Source organism: Mesorhizobium sp. LEGMi-168a (assembly GCF_058312955.1).
The window spans coordinates 196952-219056 of record NZ_JBZEGV010000004.1; the positions used below are offsets into that span (position 1 = coordinate 196952).

Annotated in this window: 16 protein-coding genes; 12 read left to right on the plus strand and 4 right to left on the minus strand. The window is 63.1% G+C overall.

What is annotated here, in order from left to right:
• Positions 1-120 precede the first annotated feature (120 nt).
• The 9 genes from AC4FWB_RS08195 (at position 121) to AC4FWB_RS08235 (ending at position 12248) form a co-directional block, all read left to right on the plus strand.
• Positions 121-1284 (plus strand): ABC transporter permease subunit, encoded by a 1164-nt coding sequence (locus tag AC4FWB_RS08195; RefSeq protein ID WP_491025457.1) that lies wholly within the window; start codon positions 121-123, stop codon positions 1282-1284.
• A 3-nt stretch (positions 1285-1287) separates the two neighbouring features.
• Entirely contained in the window at positions 1288-2367 is a 1080-nt protein-coding gene (locus tag AC4FWB_RS08200; protein WP_491025458.1) for an amino acid ABC transporter permease, read from the plus strand.
• Between the two features lie 13 nt (positions 2368-2380).
• Entirely contained in the window at positions 2381-3136 is a 756-nt protein-coding gene (locus AC4FWB_RS08205; RefSeq protein ID WP_491025459.1) for an amino acid ABC transporter ATP-binding protein, read from the plus strand.
• 53 nt (positions 3137-3189) lie between these two features.
• Complete coding sequence (locus AC4FWB_RS08210) at positions 3190-4599, plus strand: FAD-binding oxidoreductase (protein WP_491025460.1); 1410 nt, start codon at positions 3190-3192, stop codon at positions 4597-4599.
• Positions 4600-4853: 254 nt separating this feature from the next.
• A complete protein-coding gene (locus AC4FWB_RS08215; protein WP_491025461.1) occupies positions 4854-6524 on the plus strand; it encodes a thiamine pyrophosphate-binding protein in 1671 nt (556 codons plus the stop codon).
• On the plus strand, positions 6521-8617 hold the full coding sequence (locus tag AC4FWB_RS08220; protein ID WP_491025462.1) for a hydantoinase/oxoprolinase family protein: 2097 nt from the start codon (positions 6521-6523) through the stop codon (positions 8615-8617). Before AC4FWB_RS08215 ends, AC4FWB_RS08220 begins: the two co-directional genes overlap by 4 nt.
• Complete coding sequence (locus tag AC4FWB_RS08225) at positions 8614-10230, plus strand: hydantoinase B/oxoprolinase family protein (RefSeq protein ID WP_491025464.1); 1617 nt, start codon at positions 8614-8616, stop codon at positions 10228-10230. The genes AC4FWB_RS08220 and AC4FWB_RS08225 overlap by 4 nt, the downstream gene beginning before the upstream one ends.
• Complete coding sequence (locus AC4FWB_RS08230; protein ID WP_491025465.1) at positions 10230-11432, plus strand: pyridoxal phosphate-dependent aminotransferase; 1203 nt, start codon at positions 10230-10232, stop codon at positions 11430-11432. Before AC4FWB_RS08225 ends, AC4FWB_RS08230 begins: the two co-directional genes overlap by 1 nt.
• Before the next feature lie 3 nt (positions 11433-11435).
• Positions 11436-12248, plus strand: a complete 813-nt coding sequence (locus AC4FWB_RS08235) for an NAD-dependent epimerase/dehydratase family protein (protein WP_491025466.1) — start codon at positions 11436-11438, stop codon at positions 12246-12248.
• A 142-nt stretch (positions 12249-12390) separates the two neighbouring features.
• On the opposite strand, the gene AC4FWB_RS08240 is transcribed toward AC4FWB_RS08235, so the two are convergent.
• Entirely contained in the window at positions 12391-13374 is a 984-nt protein-coding gene (locus AC4FWB_RS08240) for a GlxA family transcriptional regulator (RefSeq protein ID WP_320272327.1), read from the minus strand.
• 225 nt (positions 13375-13599) lie between these two features.
• Positions 13600-14976 carry an aspartate aminotransferase family protein gene (locus tag AC4FWB_RS08245; RefSeq protein WP_491025468.1) on the minus strand — a complete coding sequence of 459 codons (1377 nt, stop codon included), beginning with the start codon at positions 14974-14976 and terminating at the stop codon, positions 13600-13602.
• Positions 14977-15199: 223 nt separating this feature from the next.
• Between AC4FWB_RS08245 and AC4FWB_RS08250 the strand changes: the two genes are divergently transcribed.
• The gene (locus AC4FWB_RS08250; RefSeq protein ID WP_491025469.1) at positions 15200-16321 is read left to right on the plus strand and encodes an NAD(P)/FAD-dependent oxidoreductase; all 1122 of its coding nucleotides are present in this window, start codon (positions 15200-15202) and stop codon (positions 16319-16321) included.
• Between the two features lie 299 nt (positions 16322-16620).
• On the opposite strand, the gene AC4FWB_RS08255 is transcribed toward AC4FWB_RS08250, so the two are convergent.
• Together AC4FWB_RS08255 and AC4FWB_RS08260 are read right to left on the minus strand one after the other, a co-directional pair.
• Positions 16621-17166, minus strand: a complete 546-nt coding sequence (locus tag AC4FWB_RS08255; protein ID WP_491025470.1) for a Crp/Fnr family transcriptional regulator — start codon at positions 17164-17166, stop codon at positions 16621-16623.
• Positions 17167-17918: 752 nt separating this feature from the next.
• Positions 17919-18512 (minus strand): hypothetical protein, encoded by a 594-nt coding sequence (locus tag AC4FWB_RS08260; protein ID WP_491025471.1) that lies wholly within the window; start codon positions 18510-18512, stop codon positions 17919-17921.
• A 442-nt stretch (positions 18513-18954) separates the two neighbouring features.
• Between AC4FWB_RS08260 and AC4FWB_RS08265 the strand changes: the two genes are divergently transcribed.
• Positions 18955-21051: a GumC family protein gene (locus tag AC4FWB_RS08265; RefSeq protein ID WP_491025473.1), complete on the plus strand. Its 2097-nt coding sequence runs from the start codon at positions 18955-18957 to the stop codon at positions 21049-21051.
• A 20-nt stretch (positions 21052-21071) separates the two neighbouring features.
• Positions 21072-21635: a transcription termination/antitermination protein NusG gene (nusG, locus tag AC4FWB_RS08270; protein ID WP_491025474.1), complete on the plus strand. Its 564-nt coding sequence runs from the start codon at positions 21072-21074 to the stop codon at positions 21633-21635.
• Positions 21636-22105 lie beyond the last annotated feature (470 nt).

A 22105-nucleotide genomic window follows, 5' to 3' on the forward strand; every position in this document is an offset into this window, starting at 1 on the left:
TTTACGCAATTCCGGGCGGAAAGCCGCTGCACACTTTTCCGGAATTGCTTAACGCACCCCGCTTTGAGCTCCGCCCGGCGCCTGCCGGGTGGGGCCGGCGACAATTCGGGAAAGATCCTGATGATCAGCCTGCTGAGAAATCAGAGGGTCCGCAACGCGCTGTTGCAGGTCCTTTACGTCGGCTCGCTTGCCGGGATGGTTCTTGCCTGCGTGATGATCGCCAGGCGGAACCTGGCGGAGCAAGGCATCACCTCCGGATTCGACTTCCTCTTCAAGTCGACCGGCTGGGACGTGAACTTCTCGCTCCTGCCCGCCACGGCCAATGATCCCTACTGGTGGTATTTCCTGATCGGCATCATCAACACGCTGTTTCTGGGAAGCACCGGGCTGATCCTGGCGACGATCGTCGGCACGATCGTCGGCCTGGCGCGAACCTCATCGAACGAGTTGGCGCGGCTGCTTGGCCGGACCTATGTGGACATCTTCCGCAACATCCCGCTGATCCTCCAGGTCTTCTTCTGGTACGCCGTCATCACACACCTGCCGACGCCGCGCGCCGCCCATGAGGCATTTGGCGTGTTGCTGACCAGCCGCGGCCTCTACGTGCCGATCCCCAATGTCGGCGGCGTTGCGTTTGCGGCGGCGGCAATCGCCTTGATCGCGGCAATCGCACTTCCGGCTTGGCTCGGACGGACATCGCGCCTCAATCAACCGGTCGGCGAGCGTCTCGGCATCCAGCTGACCGGCGCGGCGGCGGCGCTGGCCTGCGCCGCCGTGATCCTGACGGTCGGTAGGTTGCCAAACCTGCCGCTGCTCGACTTTCCTGCTTTGCAGGGCCTCAACCTCAAGGGCGGCCTGCGCATTCCACCCGAGTTTTCCGCACTGGCGGTCGCCATCGCCATCTATGGCGGCTCCTACATCGCCGAGATCGTGCGCGGCGGCTTCAAGGCTGTCGGCAAGGGCCAGGTGGAGGCGGCACTTTCGCTGGGGCTCAGCCCTTGGCGAGTCTTCACGCTGGTGCGTCTGCCGCTGGCGCTGCGCGCCATGCTGCCGATCCTCGCCAACCAGTATGTCTGGCTGATGAAGGCGACGACCATGGGCATCGCGGTGGGCTTCACCGACTTCTTCATGATCGTGGCGTTGACGATCAACCATTCCGGCCAGACCCTCGAGGCGATCGGCATCCTGATGGCGGGCTTCCTCGCCATCAATCTCAGCCTGGCCGCGATCTTCAACCGCATCAACAAAGCCATTGCCCTCAAGGGCAATCAATTGAGGGGGTGAGAGATGGAGATGGTCGTTGTCGCTCCTCCTGCTCCGGGAAAGATCGAGGATCTGAAGCGGCGCTTCTTCGCGACGCCGCTTCAGGCGCTGTTGTCGCTGATATCCCTGGTGATCATGGTTTTCGTCGTCTGGAAGCTGCTCAACTGGGCGATCTTCTCGGCCGTGTTCACGACGAGCGGCGGGCCCGAGGCCTGCCAGGCCGCGGCCGGAGCCTGCTGGTCGGTCATCGCTGCCCGGTGGCGCATCATCCTCTTCGGCCTCTACCCCTTCGAGGAGCAATGGCGCTCGGCGCTGGCCTGCCTTGCCGTGGTGGTGATGACGGTGCTGAGCTGCATCCCGGCCTTCTGGACGGGACGGCGCATTGCGCTGGTCTGGGGGGCCGGGACAGGCCTCTATTACGTGCTGATGAAAGGTGGCGTGCTTGGTCTTCCCTATGTCGGTGAGGAAGCATGGGGCGGGCTGGCGCTGACCCTCTTCATCTTCGTCACCACCTGCCTGATCGGCTTCCCCCTGGCGATCTGCCTGGCATTGTTGCGAAGATCTGACCTCCCTTGGATATCGAGGACCACCGGCCTGATCATCGACGGAGTGCGCTCGCTGCCGCTGATCTCGATCCTGTTCACCTTCGCCATCGTCCTGCCCTTCGCGCTGCCGCAATGGCTGGTGGGCGACAAGCTCTACCGCGTGATCCTGGGCTCCGCCCTGTTCTTCTCGGCCTATCAGGCGGAGATCGTCCGGGGCGGCATGCAGGGTGTTCCCGGCGGGCAGGAAGAGGCCGCCATGGCCCTCGGCATGGGCTACTGGCAGCGCATCGGCCGCATCCTTCTGCCTCAGGCCATGCGCAACGCGTTGCCGGCGACGATCAACCAGTTCGTGGTCGCGTTCAAGGAGACTTCGCTGGTGGTGATCGTCGGCTTCTTCGAGATTCTGGCCTCGGGCAACGCCGCCTACGGCACCGGCGAATGGCGCTTCGCCTATGTCGAGGTCTATGCCTTCATCGCCATGATCTATTTCGTCTTCGTCTTCAGCCTGTCCCGCTACGGCGCCTTCCTCGAGCGGCGCATGTCGGTCGGCGAACGATAGGGAGGTCCGCCAAGTGAATTCGACGCAGTCACCCGGGCCCGCGGTTCGTATCGAGAACCTCGACAAATACTACGGCTCGTTCCACGCGCTGCGGAAGATAAACCTGTCCGTGGATCGCGGCGAAAAGATCGTCGTCTGCGGTCCGTCCGGCTCCGGCAAGTCCACCATGATCCGCTGCATCAACCGGCTCGAGCAGCACAATGGCGGCCGCATCACCGTGCTCGGTACCGAGCTCAACGACGATGTCGGCAACATCGACGGGATCAGGCGCGAAGTCGGCATGGTGTTCCAGCACTTCAACCTGTTTCCGCACATGAACGTGCTGGAGAACTGCATGATCGCGCCGATGATCGTGCGCAAAAAGCCGCGCGCGGAAGCCGAGGCGACGGCCCGGCGCTATCTTGAGAAGGTCCGCATCCCCGAGCAGGCGATGAAGTTTCCCGGGCAGCTCTCTGGCGGCCAGCAGCAACGGGTGGCGATCGCGCGCGCCCTTTGCATGCAGCCGCAGATCATGCTGTTCGACGAGCCGACCTCGGCGCTCGATCCGGAAATGATCGCCGAGGTACTGGACGTCATGGTCACGCTTGCCTCGGAAGGCATGACGATGATCTGCGTCACCCACGAGATGGGCTTCGCGCGCCGCGTCGCCGACCGGGTGGTTTTCATGGACGGAGGCGAGATCGTCGAAGAAGCGCCGCCGGAGGAATTCTTCACCTCTTGCCGGAACGTGCGCACGCGGCAATTCCTGTCGCAGGTCCTGGGTCATTGAGCCGGGCGCCGCTACTGTCTATACGCGGCGTGCCACACATTGCAGGTATCCCGATGACCGATCCCGTCACCACTCTGAGTGAGAGTCTCGGACCGAAAGGCTGGCTTTCGGGCACCGATGCCGAGCCCTACCAGCGCGACTGGCTGAACCGATATGGTGTCGCCCCGCTGGGCGTTGCCAGGCCCGCGAACACCGCTGAAGTAGCGGCAGTCGTCAAGGCATGCCGGGAGGCGAGCGTGGCGGTGATCCCGCAAGGCGGCAACACGGGCCTGTGCGGCGGCGCCGTCGCCGATCGGCCGAACGCTGTGATCGTCTCGCTTTCGCGCATGACGGCGATCGGCGAACCGGATCCGGAGAGCGGGTCGATCCTCGTCGACGCGGGCGTCGTGCTTGCCGCGCTGCACGACGCGGTTGAGCCGCATGGCCTGATGTTCCCGATGCATCTCGGCGCCGAAGGCAGCGCCAGGATCGGCGGCCTGATCGGCACCAATGCCGGCGGCAGCCAGGCTTTCCGATACGGGATGATGCAAGACCTTGTGCTTGGCCTCGAGGTCGTGACGCCGGACGGTACGGTGTGGGACGGGCTGCGCGCGGTGCAGAAGGACAATGCCGGCTACCAGTTGCGCAAGCTTTACTGCGGCGCCGAAGGCACGCTGGGTGTCGTGACGCGCGCGGTGTTGCGGCTCTATCCCACGCCAAAGCAGCAGGCGAGCGCGCTGCTGGTCATGTCCGACTTCGCCGCCGCCGTGTCGTTCGGCGCCTACCTGCGCGGCGAGGCGGGCGAGTTCCTCGCCGGCCTCGAATTCTTCTCCGATGTCGGCCTTGCGCTGGCGCTCAAGCACCTGCCCGACCTCGCCTATCAATTGGAGACGCGGGGCGACGTCTATCTGCTCGTCGAAATGGCATCGGGCTCGACGCGCGTTCCCCTCGACGAGATCCTGGCTTCGGCGCTGGAGTGGGGCATGGAGCAAGGCCTGGTCGCGGACGGAGCCTTAGCCAATTCAGGCGCGCAGCGGGCGCAGTTCTGGCGCCTGCGCGAGGAACAGCCCGAGGGCCAGCGGCTGGAAGGCGAGCAGCTCAAGCACGACATCTCCGTGCCGCCGGGCGCGATCGCCCGCTTCATCGAGGCCGGTGCAAAGATCTGTGACGACATCCTGCCCGGCGTGCGGATCAACCCGTTCGGGCATCTCGGCGACGGCAACATCCACTACAATCTGTCGCCGCCGGAAGGCCGCACCGATTTCGACGGCAAGGCAGGACAGTTCGCCGAGGCGCTGGCTGCACTTGCCACGGAGATGGGCGGCAGTTTTGCGGCCGAGCATGGGCTCGGGCGGGCCAAGATCGCCATAGCGGAGCGAAACCGCAGCATCGTGGAGCGGGAACTGATGGCAAGGTTGAAGCGTGCGTTCGATCCATCGGGCACGATGAATCCCGGCGTTCTGGTGCGCCCCAAGGCGTGTTGAGATTCAGGTCAGGCCGAGACGAAATTGACGGTTACCGAGAACCGGAGCGGAGCGTACTCAAAGTACGTGAGCACCGGAAGCGCAGGAAAGCGGCATTTGCAGGCCGGCCTCACCTGAATATCAGCACGCCTGCTCAGTAAAGAAAAACTTTCGATTAGACCGCATTTCTTGATTTCGTCGCGGTCCGCCAGCGTGCAGGTATAGATCGAAGGGCAGGCTCAGTCCGCTTGCCGACACAGCGGGGTGTTCGAAGCATGATGCGCAATGGCGGTCGCCTTCTTGTCGAGTGCCTGATCGCGCTCGGCGCGACCAAGAGCTTCGGCGTTCCCGGCGAAAGCTATCTGGCCGTTCTCGACGCGCTGCACGACACCCACGGCAAACTGGATTATGTGCTCTGCCGCAACGAGGGCGGCGCGTCATTCATGGCGTCGGCCTATGGCAAGCTGACCGGCACACCGGGCATTTGCTTCGTCACCCGTGGGCCGGGCGTCACCAACGCCAGCATCGGCGTGCATACCGCGATGCAGGACAGTTCGCCGATGATCCTGTTCGTCGGCCAGGTCGGCACCGACATGAAGGGCCGTGAGGCCTTCCAGGAAATCGACTACCGCGCGGTATACGGTACGGTCGCCAAATGGGCGGTTGAGATCGATGACGTCGAGCGTCTTCCCGAGATCGTGGCGCGGGCCTGGACCACCGCCTTGACCGGACGGCCCGGCCCCGTCGTGGTCGCGCTGCCGGAAGACATGCTGACGACCGCGACCGAAGCCGCTCCGCTCAGCGGGCCGGCAGCCATTTTCGAAGCCGCGCCGGCGCAGGATGCGATTGCCGCGACCCTCGGTATGCTGGCGTCGGCCGAGAGGCCGGTCCTGCTGATGGGCGGCGCTAATTGGACGGCCAAAGGACGCACCGCGCTCCAGGCCTTCGCCGAGGCTTCGGACATCCCGGTCGTGGCGGCCTTCCGCTACCAGGACCAGTTCGACAACCACTCGCCGGTCTTCGTCGGCGAGGCCGGCGTCGGCATGGTGCCGCATGTCAAGAACCTGATCCGCGACGCCGACGTGATCCTGGCCGTCAATGTTCGCTTCGGCGAGATGACGACGGACGGCTACACGCTGCTCTCCGTGCCCGTGCCGCATCAGAAGCTGATCCATGTCCACGGTTCCGATCGCGAGATCGGCAAGATCTATGTGCCCGCGATCGGCATCCATGCCGGCCCGAATGCCTTCGCCGGGGCGCTGACACCCGTCAAGGGCGGCTGGGCCGACTGGCGCGCGGCGGCGCGCAAGGCCTATGAAGGGACCTTCGCGGCCCCCGTCCAGCCCGGCCCGGTCGACATGGTCGCCGTCAGCGCCTGGCTGCGCGAGACCTTGCCGGCCGACGTCATCCTCACCAATGGCGCCGGCAATTTCACGGTATGGCCGAATAAGTTCTTCAAGTTCGGGCCGGACGCGCGGCTGCTTGCCCCGCAATCCGGCGCCATGGGCTACGGCTTGCCGGCCGCGGTCGCCGCCAAGGTCGCCCACCCGAAGCGAACGGTCGTCTGCTTTGCCGGCGACGGTGACTTCCAAATGAATTGCCAGGAACTCGGAACTGCCATGCAAGCGGGCGCGCAGCCGATCGTGCTGATCATCAACAACGGCATCTACGGCACGATCCGCGCGCATCAGGAGCGCAACTATCCGGCCCGCGTCTCTGGAACCTCACTCGAAAATCCGGATTTCGTAACGCTGGCAAAGGCCTACGGTTTCCACGCCGAGCGGGTCGAAGCCACGCAGGATTTCGCGGCTGCGTTCGAGCGGGCACTGAAGTCCGAAACAGGCGCCGTCCTCGACATCGCCGTCTCGCCCGAAGCGCTGACGCCCCGGCAGACCCTCTCCCAGATGCGCGACGCCGCGCTCGCTTCCCAGAAGGCCAAGGCATGACCTCCAGAACTGACGACATCCGCCTCGGCGCGGACATCGGCGGCACCTTCACCGACATCGCCCTCGACGTCAGGGGAACGATGTTTTCGACCAAGGTGCTCACCAACTATTCGGCGCCCGAACAGGCGATCCTCGACGGCATCGCCATTGTCATCCGCGATGCCGGGATCTCGCCCGCCGAAATCGGCATCATCATCCACGGCACGACGCTCGCCACCAACGCGCTCATCGAGCGCCGCGGCGCCAGGACCGCGCTGGTCACGACGGAAGGGTTCCGCGATGTCATCGAGATGCGCACGGAAAACCGCTTCGAGCAATATGACCTCAACTTGCAACTGCCGACGCCGCTGATCCCGCGAGAGGATCGCTTCACGGTCAAGGGCCGTATCGGCGCCGAAGGGCAGGAGCTGCAGCCGCTCGACGAAGCCGCCCTGGAGGAAATAGCCGAACGGATCGCCACCGGCGGCTTCGGCTCGGTGGCGATCGGCTTCATCCATGCCTACGCCAATCCCGACCACGAGCGCCGGGCGCGCGAGATCCTTGCACGAAAACTCAGCATCCCGATTTCGATCAGCGCCGAAGTCTCGCCGCAGATGCGCGAGTTCGAGCGCTTCAATACGGTCTGCGCCAACGCCTATGTGCGGCCGCAGATGGCCGACTATCTCGCCCGCCTGCAGACGCGCCTGAAGGACATGGGCGCCGACTGCCCGGTCTTCATGATCCATTCCGGCGGCGGCCTGATTTCGGTGGAAACCGCGTCTGAGTTTCCGGTGCGGCTGGTCGAATCCGGCCCGGCCGGCGGCGCCATCTTTGCGGCCGACATCGCCAGGCGCTTCGGTCTGGAAAAGGTCGTCTCCTATGACATGGGCGGAACCACCGCCAAGATCTGCCTGATCGAGGATTACGCGCCGCGCACTGCGAGAACCTTCGAGGTGGCGCGCACCTATCGCTTCTCGAAAGGCTCCGGCATGCCGATCTCGATACCAGTGATCGAGATGATCGAGATCGGCGCCGGCGGCGGCTCCATCGCCTGGGTCGACGCCATGGGCCGCATCCAGACCGGACCCGAAAGCGCCGGCTCGGAACCCGGCCCTGCTTGCTACGGCCGCGGCGGCAAGCGTCCGGCCATCACCGACGCCGACCTGGTGCTCGGCAAGCTTGATCCCGACAATTTCGCCGGCGGCGCGATCAGGCTCGACACGTCCGCTTCCGAACAGGCCATCCTGCGCGATGTCGGCGAGCGGCTTTCGTTGAATGCCATGTCGACGGCCTTCGGCATCTGCGAGGTGGTGGACGAGAACATGGCCAACGCCGCCCGCGTCCATGCCGTCGAGAACGGCAAGAACATTTCCGACAATCTGATGATCGCCTTCGGCGGCGCGGCCCCGCTCCACGCCGCAAGGCTCTGTGAAAAACTCGGCATCGACCAATGCATCGTCCCGAAGGGCGCCGGCGTCGGATCGGCGATCGGCTTCCTCAAGGCGCCGTTCGGTTACGAAGCGCTGGCCTCGAAGCTGACGCGCCTGTCGCGGTTCCAGCCGGCCGAGGTCAACGCGCTGCTCGCCGACCTCAAGGCCTCCGCCGAGGGCTTTGTGCGCACCGGCGCCAGCGGCAGGATCGTCTGCGAGATCACCGCCTTCATGCGCTATGCCGGCCAGGGCTGGGAAATCCCCGTGCCGCTGGCGGATGAGCCGTTCGGCGACTATGCCGTCGCCAAGCTCAAGGATCTGTTCGAGGAGAACTACCAGCGCTTTTTCGGCCGCGCCATCGAAGGGCTCGACGGGCTGGAAATCGAGATCGTCACCTGGTCGGTCAAGGCAACCGATGTTCGTCCCGCCGTCGTCAGGCACGAACTCGCCGCCGGCAAGAAATCGAATGAACCCACAGCGACGCGAGAGGTCTTCGATCCGGTCAGCGGCGCGCCGCGCAGCTACGGCATCGTCGAGCGCGACACACTTTGCGCCGGCGATCGCGTCGCGGGTCCGGCAGTCATCGTCGAACGCGAGACGTCCACCGTCGTCACCACCAGCTTCGACGCCGTCATCCAGAGCGACGGCGCCATCCTCCTGATTCGCAAAGGCAGCCAGGCATGAGCGATATTGGCGAAATCCGCATGCAGGTCATGTGGAACCGGTTGATCTCGGTGGTCGAGGAACAGGCGCTCACCTTGCTGCGCACGGCCTTCTCGACCTCGGTGCGCGAATCCGGCGACCTGTCGGCCGGCGTGTTCGACCCGCGCGGCCAGATGCTGGCGCAGGCGGTGACCGGCACGCCCGGCCACGTCAACACCATGGCCGAGGCCGTGCTGCATTTCATGAACGAGATCCCGCGCGAGAACATGTTCGAGGGCGACACTTACGTCACCAACGATCCCTGGCAGGGCACGGGCCATCTGCACGACATCACCATGGTGTCACCGTCCTTCCTGAACGGCGAGCTCGTGGCCTTCTTCGCCTGCACGGCGCATGTCGTCGATGTCGGCGGTCGCGGCTTCGGCGCCGACGGCAAGTCGGTCTACGAGGAAGGCATCCAGATCCCGATCATGAAGTTCGCGGAAAAGGGCAAGGTCAATCTCGACTTGGTCAGGATCCTGCGCGCCAATGTCCGCGAGCCCAATCAGGTGGTCGGCGACTTCTATTCGCTCGCCGCCTGCAACGAGGTCGGCCATCGACGCCTCGTCGACATGATGAAGGAGATCGGCCTGACCTCGCTCGACGGGCTCGGCGAGTTCATCTTCTCGCGCACCCGCGACGCCATGCTCGAACGCATCGAGGCGCTGCCGAAGGGAAGCTGGTCGAACGAGCTGGTGACCGACGGCTACGACGAGCCGGTCAAACTCGCGGCCACGGTTTCGGTGCGCGACGACCATGTCGAGGTCGATTTCACCGGCACCGACCCGATGAGCCGCTGGGGCATCAACTGCCCGATCATCTACAGCAAGGCCTATGCCTGCTATGCGCTGAAATGCATGGTGGCGCCCGACATCCCGAACAATGCCGCCTCGCTCGCCTTCTTCACCGTGTCGTCGCCGGTCAACATCCTGAACGCCGTGCGGCCGGCGCCGGTGGCGCTGAGGCACATTTTCGGCCACATGGTTCCCGATCTGGTGCTGGGGGCGTTTTCCAAGGCGCTACCCGGCAAGATTCTCGCCGAAGGCGCGGGCGCGCTGTGGAACATTCACATTTCGGCGCGGCCTGTCGCCGGCGCATCCGGCCGCCGCGCCGAAGTGCTGATGTTCAACTCCGGCGGCATGGGCGCCCGCCCCGAACTCGACGGCTTGTCGGCGACGGCTTTTCCGTCCGGCGTGCACACGATGCCGATCGAGGCGACGGAGCACACCGGGCCGATCGTCATCTGGCGCAAGGAGCTGCGCCCGGACTCGGGCGGCGACGGCGAATTCCGCGGCGGCCTGGGTCAAATCATCGAAATCGCCGCGACCGAGGGCCATGAGTTCGATTTCTCCGCCATGTTCGATCGCGTCAACCACCCGCCGCGCGGGCGCAATGGCGGCAAGCCCGGCGTCGCCGGCGTGGTCAAGCTCGATGACGGCACCAAGATGCGACCGAAGGGCTGGCAGCACGTTCCTGCAGGGCGTCGGCTGATCCTGGAGCTGCCGGGCGGTGGCGGCTATGGCGATCCGGCCAGGCGCAGCGCCGAAGCGAGAGCCAACGACCGGTCCAAGGGCTATATTTCGGAGAACGACTGATGAGCTATGTTGCCTCGCGTCTGTCGGTGGTGAAGCCTTCGGCTTCGATGGCGGCTTCGCAAGCCGCCAAGGCGCTGCGCGCCAAGGGCGTCGACGTGATCGACCTCGGGCTCGGCGAGCCGGATTTCCCGACGCCCCTCCACATCATCGATGCCGCCCATTTCGCGGCGAAAGCAGGACAAACCCTCTACACCGCCGCTGCCGGCACGGCCGAGGTGCGCGAGGCGGTGGCCGGCAAATTCCGCCGCGAGAACGGACTCGACTATACGGCCGACGATATTGTCGTGGCCAACGGCGCCAAGCAGATCATCTTCAACGCGCTGATGGCGACGCTGGAGACCGGCGACGAGGCGATCCTGCCGGCGCCCTATTTCGTCTCCTATCCCGAGATGGTGAAGCTGCTCGGCGGCACGCCCGTCGTCGTCGAATGCCCGGAGACCACGGGGTTCCGGCTGACGCCGGCCCTGCTGGAAAAGGCAATCACGCCAAGGACAAAGTGGCTTTTCCTCAACATGCCCGGCAACCCGTCCGGCGCGGTCTACTCGCAATCCGATCTCACGGCGCTGGGCGCGGTGCTGGCAAAGCACCCGCAGGTGCTTATCCTCTCCGACGAGATCTACGAGCACATCCTGTTCGACGGGCGCGAATTCGTTTCTTTCGGCAAGGCGTGTCCCGAACTCAAGGAGCGCACGCTGATCGTCAACGGCGTATCGAAGTCCTATGCGATGACCGGTTGGCGCGTCGGCTATGCGGCGGGACCCGCGCCGCTCGTCAAGGCGATGTCGACGATCCAGAGCCAGTCCTGCACCTCGGTGTGCTCGATCGCGCAGGCCGCAACCGTCGCCGCGCTCAACGGCCCGCAGGACGAGGTCGCGCGCTTTCGGCAGGCTTTCGAGGCGCGCCGCAATCTGGTCGTGGACGGCATCAGGAAGATCAATGGATTGACGCTGTCGCCGCCTGAAGGCGCCTTCTACGCCTATATCGGCTGCGCCAGCCTGATCGGCCGCAAGACACCCAAAGGTGTTACGCTGGAGGACGATGCGGCTGTGGCAAACTATCTTCTGAACGAAGGACGCGTGGCCTCGGTGCCGGGCGTCGCCTATGGACTATCACCCTATTTCCGCATCTCGACGGCGACCAGCGAAGAGGTGCTGACCGAAGCGATCGCGCGGATCAACGCCGCCGTCGCGCAAGTGGAGTAAAGAATGCCGCACTACGAACGAATCCTCATCACCGGCGCCGCCGGCCGGCTTGGCTCGGAACTGCGCAAAGGGCTTGTGCCGCTGGCAAAGACGATCCGCCTGGCGGGGCGTCACCCGTTCGGCGATCTTGCGCCTCACGAGGAGGAAGCGGTCTTCGACCTCGCCGACATGGAGGCGACGATCGCCGCCACCAAGGATTGCGACGCGATCGTGCATTTCGGCGGCGCGCCGCTCGAATGCGAGTGGCAGACCATCCTCGATTCCAGCATCCGCGGCTCCTACCACATCTACGAAGGCGCCCGGAAACACGGCGTGAAGCGTGTCATCTACGCCTCCTCTGTGCATGCCATCGGCTATCACGAGATCGAGGCGCATATCGGCGTCGACGCGCCGGTGCGCCCCGACAGCCTGTACGGCGTTTCGAAGAATTTCGTCGAAAGCCTCAGCCGGCTCTATTGGGACAAGTTCGGCATTGAGACCGTGTGCCTGCGCATCTTCTCGTCCTTCCCGGAACCCGCAGACCGCCGCATGCTGTGGTCCTATCTCTCCTTCGCCGACTGCGTGCGCCTGGTCGAGGCGTCGCTCACCGCCCCGCGCGTCGGCCACACGATCTCGTTCGGCCTCTCCAACAATAAGCTGAAGATGGTCGACAACAGCGGCGCCGACCACCTCGGCTTCATTCCGCAGGACAGCGCCGAACCGTTCCGCGCCGCCGTCGAGGCGAAGACGCCCGTCCCCGACCCGACGAAGCCGTCGGTGAAATATCTCGGCGGCTGGTTCTGCGAGCTTGGCCACCCGGACGACAAGCCTGCGTGACCTTTCTTTCCGGCTGCCGCAATTCCAGGAAAAGTGTGGAGCGGTTGGGCTCGGCGCCTTCGCCCTAGCCTTCCGTCCGGAATTGCGTGAAAACAAAGAGATAGAGCGGTTCGGCGTTTCCGTGAAACGGTGAACCGCTCTGTCAGTTTGGCATTGCCGACCTGACCTTGCTGGGCGGCACGCCGAACGTCTCGCGAAACGCCCTGGAGAAATGCGAGGCGTTCTCGAAGCCGACTTCGATGGCGATCTCGACCATCGGAACGCTGGTCTCGAGCAGCAGCTGCTTCGCCCTCTCGAGGCGCACTCTCTTGTAGACGAGTGCCGGGGAGCTCTTCGTTTGCTCCATGAACAAACGCTCGAGTTGCCTTCGCGATAAGCCGACCGATGCCGCCAGTTGGGGAATGGAGATCGTGTTCTCGATATGGCTCTCCATCATGATGAGCGCCGCCTGGAGCCGCGGATCGTCGCATTCGATGGCAAGCGGCCTGCGCGGCTGGATGTGCAAGGCCGAGCGCGCCTTGTCGATCTGCAGCACTTCGAGCGCATTCCGCTCCGCCCGCTCGCTGATGTGGCGTCTCACGATCGATGCCGCCATGTCGGCCGCGCTGCTGCCGCCGGCGCATGATCCCCTGGTCCGATCGAGGTTGAAAATGCGGTCGGCCCGGACCTCGTGATCGGGGAAACGCTGGCGGAACGCCTGATAATGCAGCCAGCTGACGCAGGTCCGGTGGTACTTCATCAGGCCGGCGTCCGCCAGGATGAAGGTACCCGTACAAACTCCGATCAATGGAACCTTGGCTGCCGCGGCTTTCTTGAGGTAGCGGACGGTTTCGTCGTCGACCGGGAATTCATTGTTCAGCAGTCCGCCGACCACGACGATGTAGTCGAACAGGCCGGGATCGACGAAATCCGATGTCGGCGCGACCTGCACGCCGCAGCTGGCAGTGATCAGGTGTCTGGTGCTCGCCAGAACCTGCCAGTCGGCAAAGACCCTGCCGGATCTGTCCGCTTCGTCGCTGGCCAGGCGCAGCGTGTCGACGAACAGAGCAAACGCTGAAAGCGTGAACGAACGGGCGAGAATGAAACCGATTTTCAGCCGGCTGGTCTCCGGAACCGCTAATTTCATACTTGCCTCGCTCCTGTTGGCGGACAATGCGCGCACTCTGAAGCGCTATTTCCAAACCGGCGCTGATCTCGCCGTCAACACCTTTTCACGCATGGTAAGATGCCAGCCGCTGGCGCCCTCGGATAGTCCATCAACGACTTGGCCGTCTCGGAAGGAGACGCGCCGTCGGGCCCGGATCGTCCCGCCAGCCGGATCGCAGCGCCGGCTGACGCGAAGCGTGGCGTCTCAGCCCTGCGGCCGGACCTGTGGCAGGGCGGCGTCGAGCGCCCGCTCGAACGCATCGACCAAAGCGTCGACCTGGGCCTCGGTGATGATCAGCGGCGGACAGAAGGCGATGGCGTCGCCCATGTTGCGCGAGATGACGCCGTTCTGCTGCAGCAGGCCGTTGACCAGCGCGCCGAGCGCGGCGGGCTTGCCCCACGGCGCCTTGCTCGCCTTGTCGGCGACAAGCTCGACGGCGGCGATGAGGCCGACGCCGCGCACTTCGCCCACTAGCGGATGCGAGGCGAGCTTGTTGAGCCGCGCCTGCAAATGCGCGCCGACCTTGCGCGCATTGCCGACGAGGTCGCGTTCCTCGATCAGCTTGATGTTTTCCAAAGCGACGGCCGCGGCGACAGGATGGCCGCCGCCGGTGAAGCCGTGGCCGAACGTGCCGATGCGGTCGCTCTCGTCGGCGATCGGCTCGAACACCTTGTCGTTGATGATAAGCGCCGAGATCGGCAGGTAGGAGGATGAGATCTGCTTGGACAGCACCATGATGTCGGGCTTGATGCCGAAGGTCTGCGAGCCGAACATCTCGCCGGTGCGGCCGAAGCCGCAGATCACCTCGTCGGCCACCAAGAGGATGTCGTATTTCGACAGCACCGCCTGGATCTTCTTCCAGTAGCCGGCAGGCGGAACGACGACGCCGCCGGCGCCCATGATCGGCTCGCCGATGAAGGCGGCGATGGTCTCCGGCCCTTCGGCGAGGATGAGCTTCTCGAGGTCGTCGGCCAACCGGCTGGAAAACTGTTCCTCGCTTTCGCCGGGCTCGGCCTCGCGCCAGTGATGCGGCGTCGACGTGTGCAAGATATTGGCGATCGGCAAGTCGAAGGACAGATGATTGTTCGGCAGCCCGGTCAGGCTGGCGGCGGCGATGGTGACGCCATGGTAGCCGCGCTTGCGGCTGATGATCTTCTTGCGCGCCGGCTGGCCGAGCGCGTTCGACCGGTACCAGATCATCTTGATCGCCGTGTCGTTGGCCTCGGAGCCCGAATTGGTGAAATAGGCCTTGCTCATCGGCACCGGCGCCATCTGCACCAGCTTCTCCGCCAGGTCGATCAGCGGCGAATGCGCCTTCGAGCCGAAGTCGTGATAGAAAGGCAGCTTCGACATCTGCCGCGTCGCCGCCTCGACCAGCCGCTTTTCCGAGAAGCCGACGGCGACGCTCCACAGGCCCGCCATCGCTTCGATGTAACGGTTGCCGGCAATATCCTTGACATAGACGCCGTCGCCCTTCTCGATGACCAGCGGTCCGGTCTCCTGATGCTTGCGGGCATTGGTGTAGGCATGCAGATGGTAGCGGATGTCGCGGGCTTCAGGGGAATTCGGTCTGGCGTCCATGATGGCTCCTGTCTGCAGGCTCGAAGCGAAAATAGGACTGCCTCCCTTAAAGAGAAGTCCGGACAATCCGCCTCGCGTCTGTACTGCTGATGCATCATGGCGCGATGCCGCCGCAAGAGCCGCTGTGTCACAATCGATAGCGCCATGAGGTTTTCGAGGTGGACAGAGACTGTATGGTTGCGGAGCTTTGGCGCAGCGCATGCGCAACCGGAGGGAACGTGGCATGGAACAGGTCGACTGCGTGGTTGCCGGCGCCGGCATCATCGGACTTGCGGTTGCGCGCAGCCTTGCGGCGAAGGGCCTCGATACGCTGATCCTCGAAGCGGCGGATGCCATAGGCACCGGAACGAGCTCGCGCAACTCGGAAGTCATCCATGCCGGCATCTACTATCCCGAGGGCTCGCTTAAGGCTCGCCTTTGCGTCGCCGGCCGCGACATGCTCTACCGCTACTGCGCGGAGCGCTCGATCCCGCACAGGCGCTGCGGCAAGCTGATCGTCGCGACCAACGAGGCACAGGAGCCAGTGCTTGCAACCATCCGCGCCAATGCCGCCGCTTGCGGCGTCGGCGATCTGCGTTTTCTTTGCGCTGCCGAGACGCAGGCACTGGAGCCGGCGCTGCATTGCACGAAGGCGCTATTCTCGCCCTCAACCGGTATCATCGACAGCCACGCCTTGATGCTGGCATTGCGCGGCGACGCCGAGAACAGAGGCACGATGCTGTCATTCAACACGCACGTTGCTTCGGGGCACATCGAGGCCGCCCGCATCGTTCTGCAGACAACCGACACGGCAACCGGCGAAGGTTTCGAGATCGCGACAACGCATCTTGTAAATGCAGCGGGCCTCGGCGCTGTCGCCCTTGCCGGCTCGCTTGCAGGATTTGACCGGCAATTCCTGCCCACGCTTCGTTACGCCAAGGGCAACTATTTTTCGGTAGCCGGACGCGCGCCCTTCTCGCGGCTTGTCTATCCCGTGCCAGAACCCGGCGGCCTGGGCGTCCACCTGACGCTCGACCTCGGCGGGACAGCGCGTTTCGGGCCTGATGTCGAATGGACTGATGCACTGGACTACCGCGTCGATCCGGCGCGCGGCGAGCGCTTCTATGATGCGATCCGCAAATACTGGCCGGAGCTGGCCGACGGCAGCCTGCAGCCGGCCTACAGCGGGATCCGGCCGAAACTCTCCGGGCCAGGCGAAGACAACAGCGACTTCGTGATCCAGGATGCGGCGACCCACGGAGTCGAGGGCCTGGTCAATCTGTTCGGCATCGAAAGTCCCGGGCTGACCTCGAGCCTGGCGATCGCCCAGCATGTGACGCGCATTCTCACGCCGGAGCGGCGCTGATGGACGGCTCGATCCGCAGTTGCCCGCTATAGATACGGGAGCCGGCATGATGGTGCATGACGCGCGGCAAGGGCGAGGTGCTGATCGCCGGGACATGCGAATGGATCATGGGCCTCAAGCGCGGCGACCGCTTCACCGAGCAGATCACCCGCAACGTCCCCGGCCGTTTCACGAACCCGCGAAGGCTCCGGGCGCCTCCGCGGTGTCTTGCATGCCGCAATCTGGAGAACCGAATGGCAGTCCGCTCGACCGCTGTAATCGACTTCTCCAAATCGCTTCCCGCAGCGCCGATTGGAACGTCAGCTCGAAATGTAGGACCGATCAAATCCAGCTGTTTCGATCAGTCCCGCATGGTCATGCAACTCGACCACGCCGTTGCGGAATGACGCCAGCCCGGTCTCCCGCAATGCCTTCAATACGCGGCTGACATGCACGGCCGAAAGCCCGAGCGCGTCGCCCAGTTCCGCCTGGGTCAGCGGGCATGCAAAGCGGTCCGGATAACTCGTTGCCGATCGATGCACGCGGCAGGCCAGCTCGAGAAGAAGATGGGCCGTGCGCTCCACGGCCCCCCTTCTGCTGGCCCCGGCCAGATGTTCCGCGAGCCTTGAGTATCGGCTTGCCTGAGCCACCAGGATAGCCTCGCAAATCGACTGCGGGTAGCGCGAAAAACAAGCATGGACAGGACCGGCCAGCTCGATCGCGGCCACGTCCGATAGAGCCGTTACCGTCTCGCCGGCTTCTCCAGCAAATTCGATCATGGCAATTTCGCGAGGAAGCGCAAAATCGACGATGAGACGCGAACCGTCCGGCAACGTTTTGGCGAAAGCCGCCCACCCGGCAGTCATGATCAGTACACAGGATCTGGCCTGATACTCGCCTGCAATTGTCGTGTTGGCCGGATAGGTGCGGCGTATAGCTCCCGGCAGTAAAGATATACCCCGTTCCCAACTTGCCTCAGCAAGCGTAGGTCCCCGCGCCAATCCAAGAGCCCGCTTTGATAAGCTCATTTTGTTCTGAGCACCCCAACGCGTTGACCACCCCCTGATCAACCTCAAGCTGCAACCATCAACTACACAAAAGGTTCCATCTGCCATTTCATCCGAATTGCGACCCAGTCTACCACCTTTAGGCATAGGCTTACTACCCGGGGTGATTGGACCTTCCACCTTGGATGGCTACCGTGGCTCCCGGGACAACACGACAATGCAGCGGCTGGCATTGGGCAAACGTCGCGGCAAACCGACACGACATGCGTCGGGCCAGACATCGATCTTCGTCCGCGCGGCGCCTTCGCTCGGGCGGCAGAGGCCGCGTGGTCATCGGTAAGTTTCTTGGGAAACCAGCTGTCTTGTCGGCGCAGCACTGCTGCCCGCGCCAGCTTCCGCATCGGGATGAAAGTCGTATCAAAATGCCGGCCGTCCCGGCCATGATCGATGGCTGCTCTTACAATCCCGCCTACTGGACCGGCGTCGGCAGGTTTCCCGTGGGCTCTGCAGCAAACCGATGGTTCCCACGGCCGAACCTATCCTTAGGGTTGCGGTCCGACGACGTGCTTGCGGCTACTTCAACCGGCTCGAACCACCACCGGCATAATTGTTCAACCCGATCGCAACCCTTCTTTGACGTTCTTCGAAAGCGGATCGCGTTCTGCCGGTCGAGTTGATGCCGGAAGCGCGGAGTCCAATCGGGCGTCGAGCGCTTGTAGCTCTTGCCAAAGCGGACCGGGGATCGACTGCCCCTCTCTTCCGGGCCTCTCCGCCGCGCTGACCGAAGCGGTTTGCTCCATTGTTGCGGCCGGCCGCTTCCTGCGCGACTGAAACCGCGAGACCGTGGGATGCTTGGCGCTGTAGGTCTGCCGTCTTTCCTCGGCAACTTCCAGGTCGCCGAGCGTCGACATGACCGATGCGAGGCGATCTTCGATTTGCTTCAAACGCCTCCGGGTGGAAAGCAGGGCAACTGAAACCAGCAAACTGTAGGCGAGAAAGACGATGACTGCTCCGGCCGGATTATCGATGCCGAAAGAGATCAATGTGACAGCCCCAACAAGCACGGCAAGGGCGCCATAGCCCAGCAGCCGGCCCTTCTGCAAAAGGAGCATCAACGGCAAGGCTGCTGACAACATTAGAATAGCTTCCGGCCTGTTGGTGATCCAATCCGCAAATTTCACAACGATTTCGCTGTAAGTGTCCATATCAACCTCGGACTCGCCATCAGCCTCAGACCCGCCGGAGGCCAACCGCTTTTTCTTGTCGTCCAGGGCACAGGGTTATCCTGCGAGACGCTACACGTCAGCAGTGTTGTGGACCTCTCGGAAGAGCGGTAGGCAAGGTATCCAGGCACGTTCCAAAGCTCTGAAAGGCCTGCCGGGTAGACCAGATCGACCTTTAGCCGATTTACTACTCAATAATGGTAATGGCGAGGATGTCCGCGAAGCTGATATGTTTCGGACTGACCGGTGACGCGATCGGTCAGGTGGGTGGAACAGCGATTTGGACATGCCGGCGGGGCACAAAGGCCCGCGCGATGAATTTGAGCGCGCCTAACAGCTAACTACCCGAACCTTTTGGAAAGAAAGCCATTTCAGCCGACGCTGAAGGGGTGGGCGTTGTGCTGTTGAACGCAAGGATTCGGAGATGGCAAGTCCAACTGACAATCCGACGATGATCCGGGAGTTTTTGCCGCTCGACGTCAGGGAAGTTGCTGATTTCTTTCTCCGGCGATGGAAGCTTGTATGCAGTATTGCAGCACTCACCTTTTGCCTATTTGTGGCTGCCGCCTATCTTCTCCCCGCATCGTACACGGGCGTGTCGCAAATCTTACTTGACGCCCCGATCGACTATATGACTCCGCAAGACTATTCCAATTCTGATTTTTCCGACAACCCAACATTCATCGAAAGTCAGATTGCAGTCCTGAGGTCTGCCTCACTTCTTCAGCAGGTCGTCGACAGCCAGAAGCTGACGGAAGACCCCAAGATCGGGCCGGCGGCATTGATATGGCTCCAGAACGCGCTGGGAGTCTCGCGCGTCGGGCTTGGCAACGTCATTGAGCTTGATGTCAGCATGTACGATCCAGAAAAAGCGGCATCGCTCGCCAATGCAATTGCCCAGGCCTATGTCGCCGATCGCATAAAGTCCCGTTACGAAGGGGTCCAAAAAGCCTCCACATGGCTTAGCGACCGGGCCTCGTATTTGCGGGCGGAGCTCAGCCGTTCGGAACAGGCTGTCCAGAAATTCCGGATCGATCACAATCTGCTGGCGACGCCGGCGGGCAGCTTGACCGACCAGCAGATGTCCGAATTGAACGTCGCTTTGATCAACGCGCGCGCCGAACTATCGGAGAAACGGGCGCAATATCAACAAGTCGACAAACTGCAGGCTGCCGGAGGCGACATCCAGTCGATGCCCGACGTCTTGCAATCCGTTGTGGTCACCGCACTTCGATCACAACTGTCCCTGGTGAGCCGGAAGGAAGCAGATCTTAGGTTGAAATATGGCGAACGGCATCCCGAGGTCATGGCGGCCCAGGCCGAGCGCCACGACATCGAGGGGCAGATTGCCGCTGAGGTGCAGCGTCTTATCGGCAATCTGAAGAATGAAGTCGACTCGGCTGAAGCCCGCGAGGCTTCCCTGGCTCGGGCCTTGGGTTCGGTATCCAACCAATCCGAGATCGAGGGTCAGGTTGGCGTCCAGCTGCGCGACCTGGAGAGGATTGCCGCCGCGAACAAGGAACTCTTCGAGACGTTCCTGTCACGTGCCAAGCTCACCGAGGAAAAATCCACCCTTCTCAACAGCGGTGTGCATGTGATCACCGCTGCCGTTGTTCCGATCTCACCGAGCTTTCCGAACAGGACTCTGTTCGCGGCTCTGGGTTTGGTCTTCGGCATATTCTTTGGCGGCGCCGGCGCCGTTCTTCGCGAACTTTTCGCTTCCGGCTTCATGGCAAAGAAGCAGATCGAGGACGAACTGGCCGTTCCGGTCCTTGCGTCCATGCCAAGGATGTCGGGCTGGTCGAAAGACGCCCAGTCCCAGGCGCAGCCGGTGGCCTATCTCGAGCGCAAACCACTATCCAGATACAGCGAAGCGGTGCGGCGGCTCCGCCTCGGCCTGGAGGCGACGCCGGAATGGGACCGTTCGCCGCGCGTCATGCTCGTGACGTCGGCGATGCCCGGCGAAGGAAAGACAACTCTGGTGTTGAGCCTGGCCTGCTCCGCCGTGGCCGACGGCAAACGGGTTCTGGTCATCGATGCGGATTTGCGGCTGTCCGCTACCACTTCCTTCTTCGGCATGGCGGACAAGGTCGGATTGGTCGACCTTCTCACTTTGCCGGTGAAGGCTGCAAACGCAATTCACCTGGACGAACGCTCGGGGATTTCCCTTCTGCCTGCCGGCGCAAGGACCCGCAACCCGCCCGCCCTTCTCGCTTCGGCGCGAATGCGCTCCATTCTCGATGAGCTTCGCGGAAAATTCGACACGGTGATCATTGACGCGCCGCCCGTTGGACCCGCGGCCGATGCCACGATCCTGTCGAGGCATGTCGACAAGGTCGTGTTTGTCGTGAAGTGGCGCGAGACCTCGCGCGAGGCCGTTGCCGAAGGAATTCGACATCTCGGCGGTCGGTCCAGGATTGCCGGTATCGCCTTGACAATGGTGGACGAACCAAAACTGCCGAGATACGGCCGTTACACGTCGCTCGAAAGCAGTGTCTCGGACAGTTACTATCTCAATTAGGAAAGAGACAATATTTCGCCATGCTGAACGGTGACTTATACCACAATCGGCCCCTGGAGCCGGCAGGACAAAGTCACGACGGCGAACCTGCCCGCTGGTGTGTGGTCCAGACGCATCAGCATTCCGAAAGCCTCGCCGAAAGGCACCTGCTGTCGCAAAGCTTCCGAACCTATCTGCCCAAGCGAAGGCGAACTGTCCGGCACGCGCGCAGTGTCAAAACCGTCTCCAGTGCATATTTCGACTGCTATCTGTTCGTCTCGCTGGCCGTTCATCAGCAGAGCTGGTACCCGATCAACTCGACCGTTGGCGTCCGAAAGCTGGTCATGAGCAAAGGAATGCCGATACCAGCGCCCTATGGTGTGGTCGAGTCTCTGATATCGGCAACCGACGACGACGGAATTTTGCATCCGGACATACTGTTGAGGCCAGGTCAAAGAATCAGGATCATAGACGGACCGTTTTCGGACCAGCTGGGGATTCTTGACCATGTCGGAAGCGCTGGGGCGGTCAGGATTCTTCTTGATATTATGAACCGTTCAATTCCGATCACTATCGGCAGAGATAAACTATCGGTAATCTCTTAATACTTATTGCGAACTTTGATTTGCTGTTTGCTGGTGGGAAAATAGCCGAACCCACTCGACGGAATTGGCACCCAATTCACCCTGGGTGCGGCAGCTTGCAAAAGACAACATCCGAACTTGCAGGCCCGGCATTGAGAATGCTTGATGCCGCAACGCTGCAGCGAAGTCAGCCGCCAAAGATTGGACATGCCTCACGTCATCCGACGACGTCGAGCGAATGACGCCAGCCGCGACGAATTGCGGGAACTCCCTTGCAGCCTTCACCCAAATCCAAATCAGGAAGCTACCGCCCCGACGGGCCCGGGGAGCTTCACGATGGCCTGCGGCCGCATCAGTATCGTCGCTGGTCCCCGAACGCCAAGGCAAGGATGGTGACGGAAGCGTTGGCGCCGGGAGCGAATGTCTCGGCGCCAGCCCCTTCGCTTGGCCTGGGCCCGTCGGGCAGCCAAGCAGATGCGAGGCCATCTCAG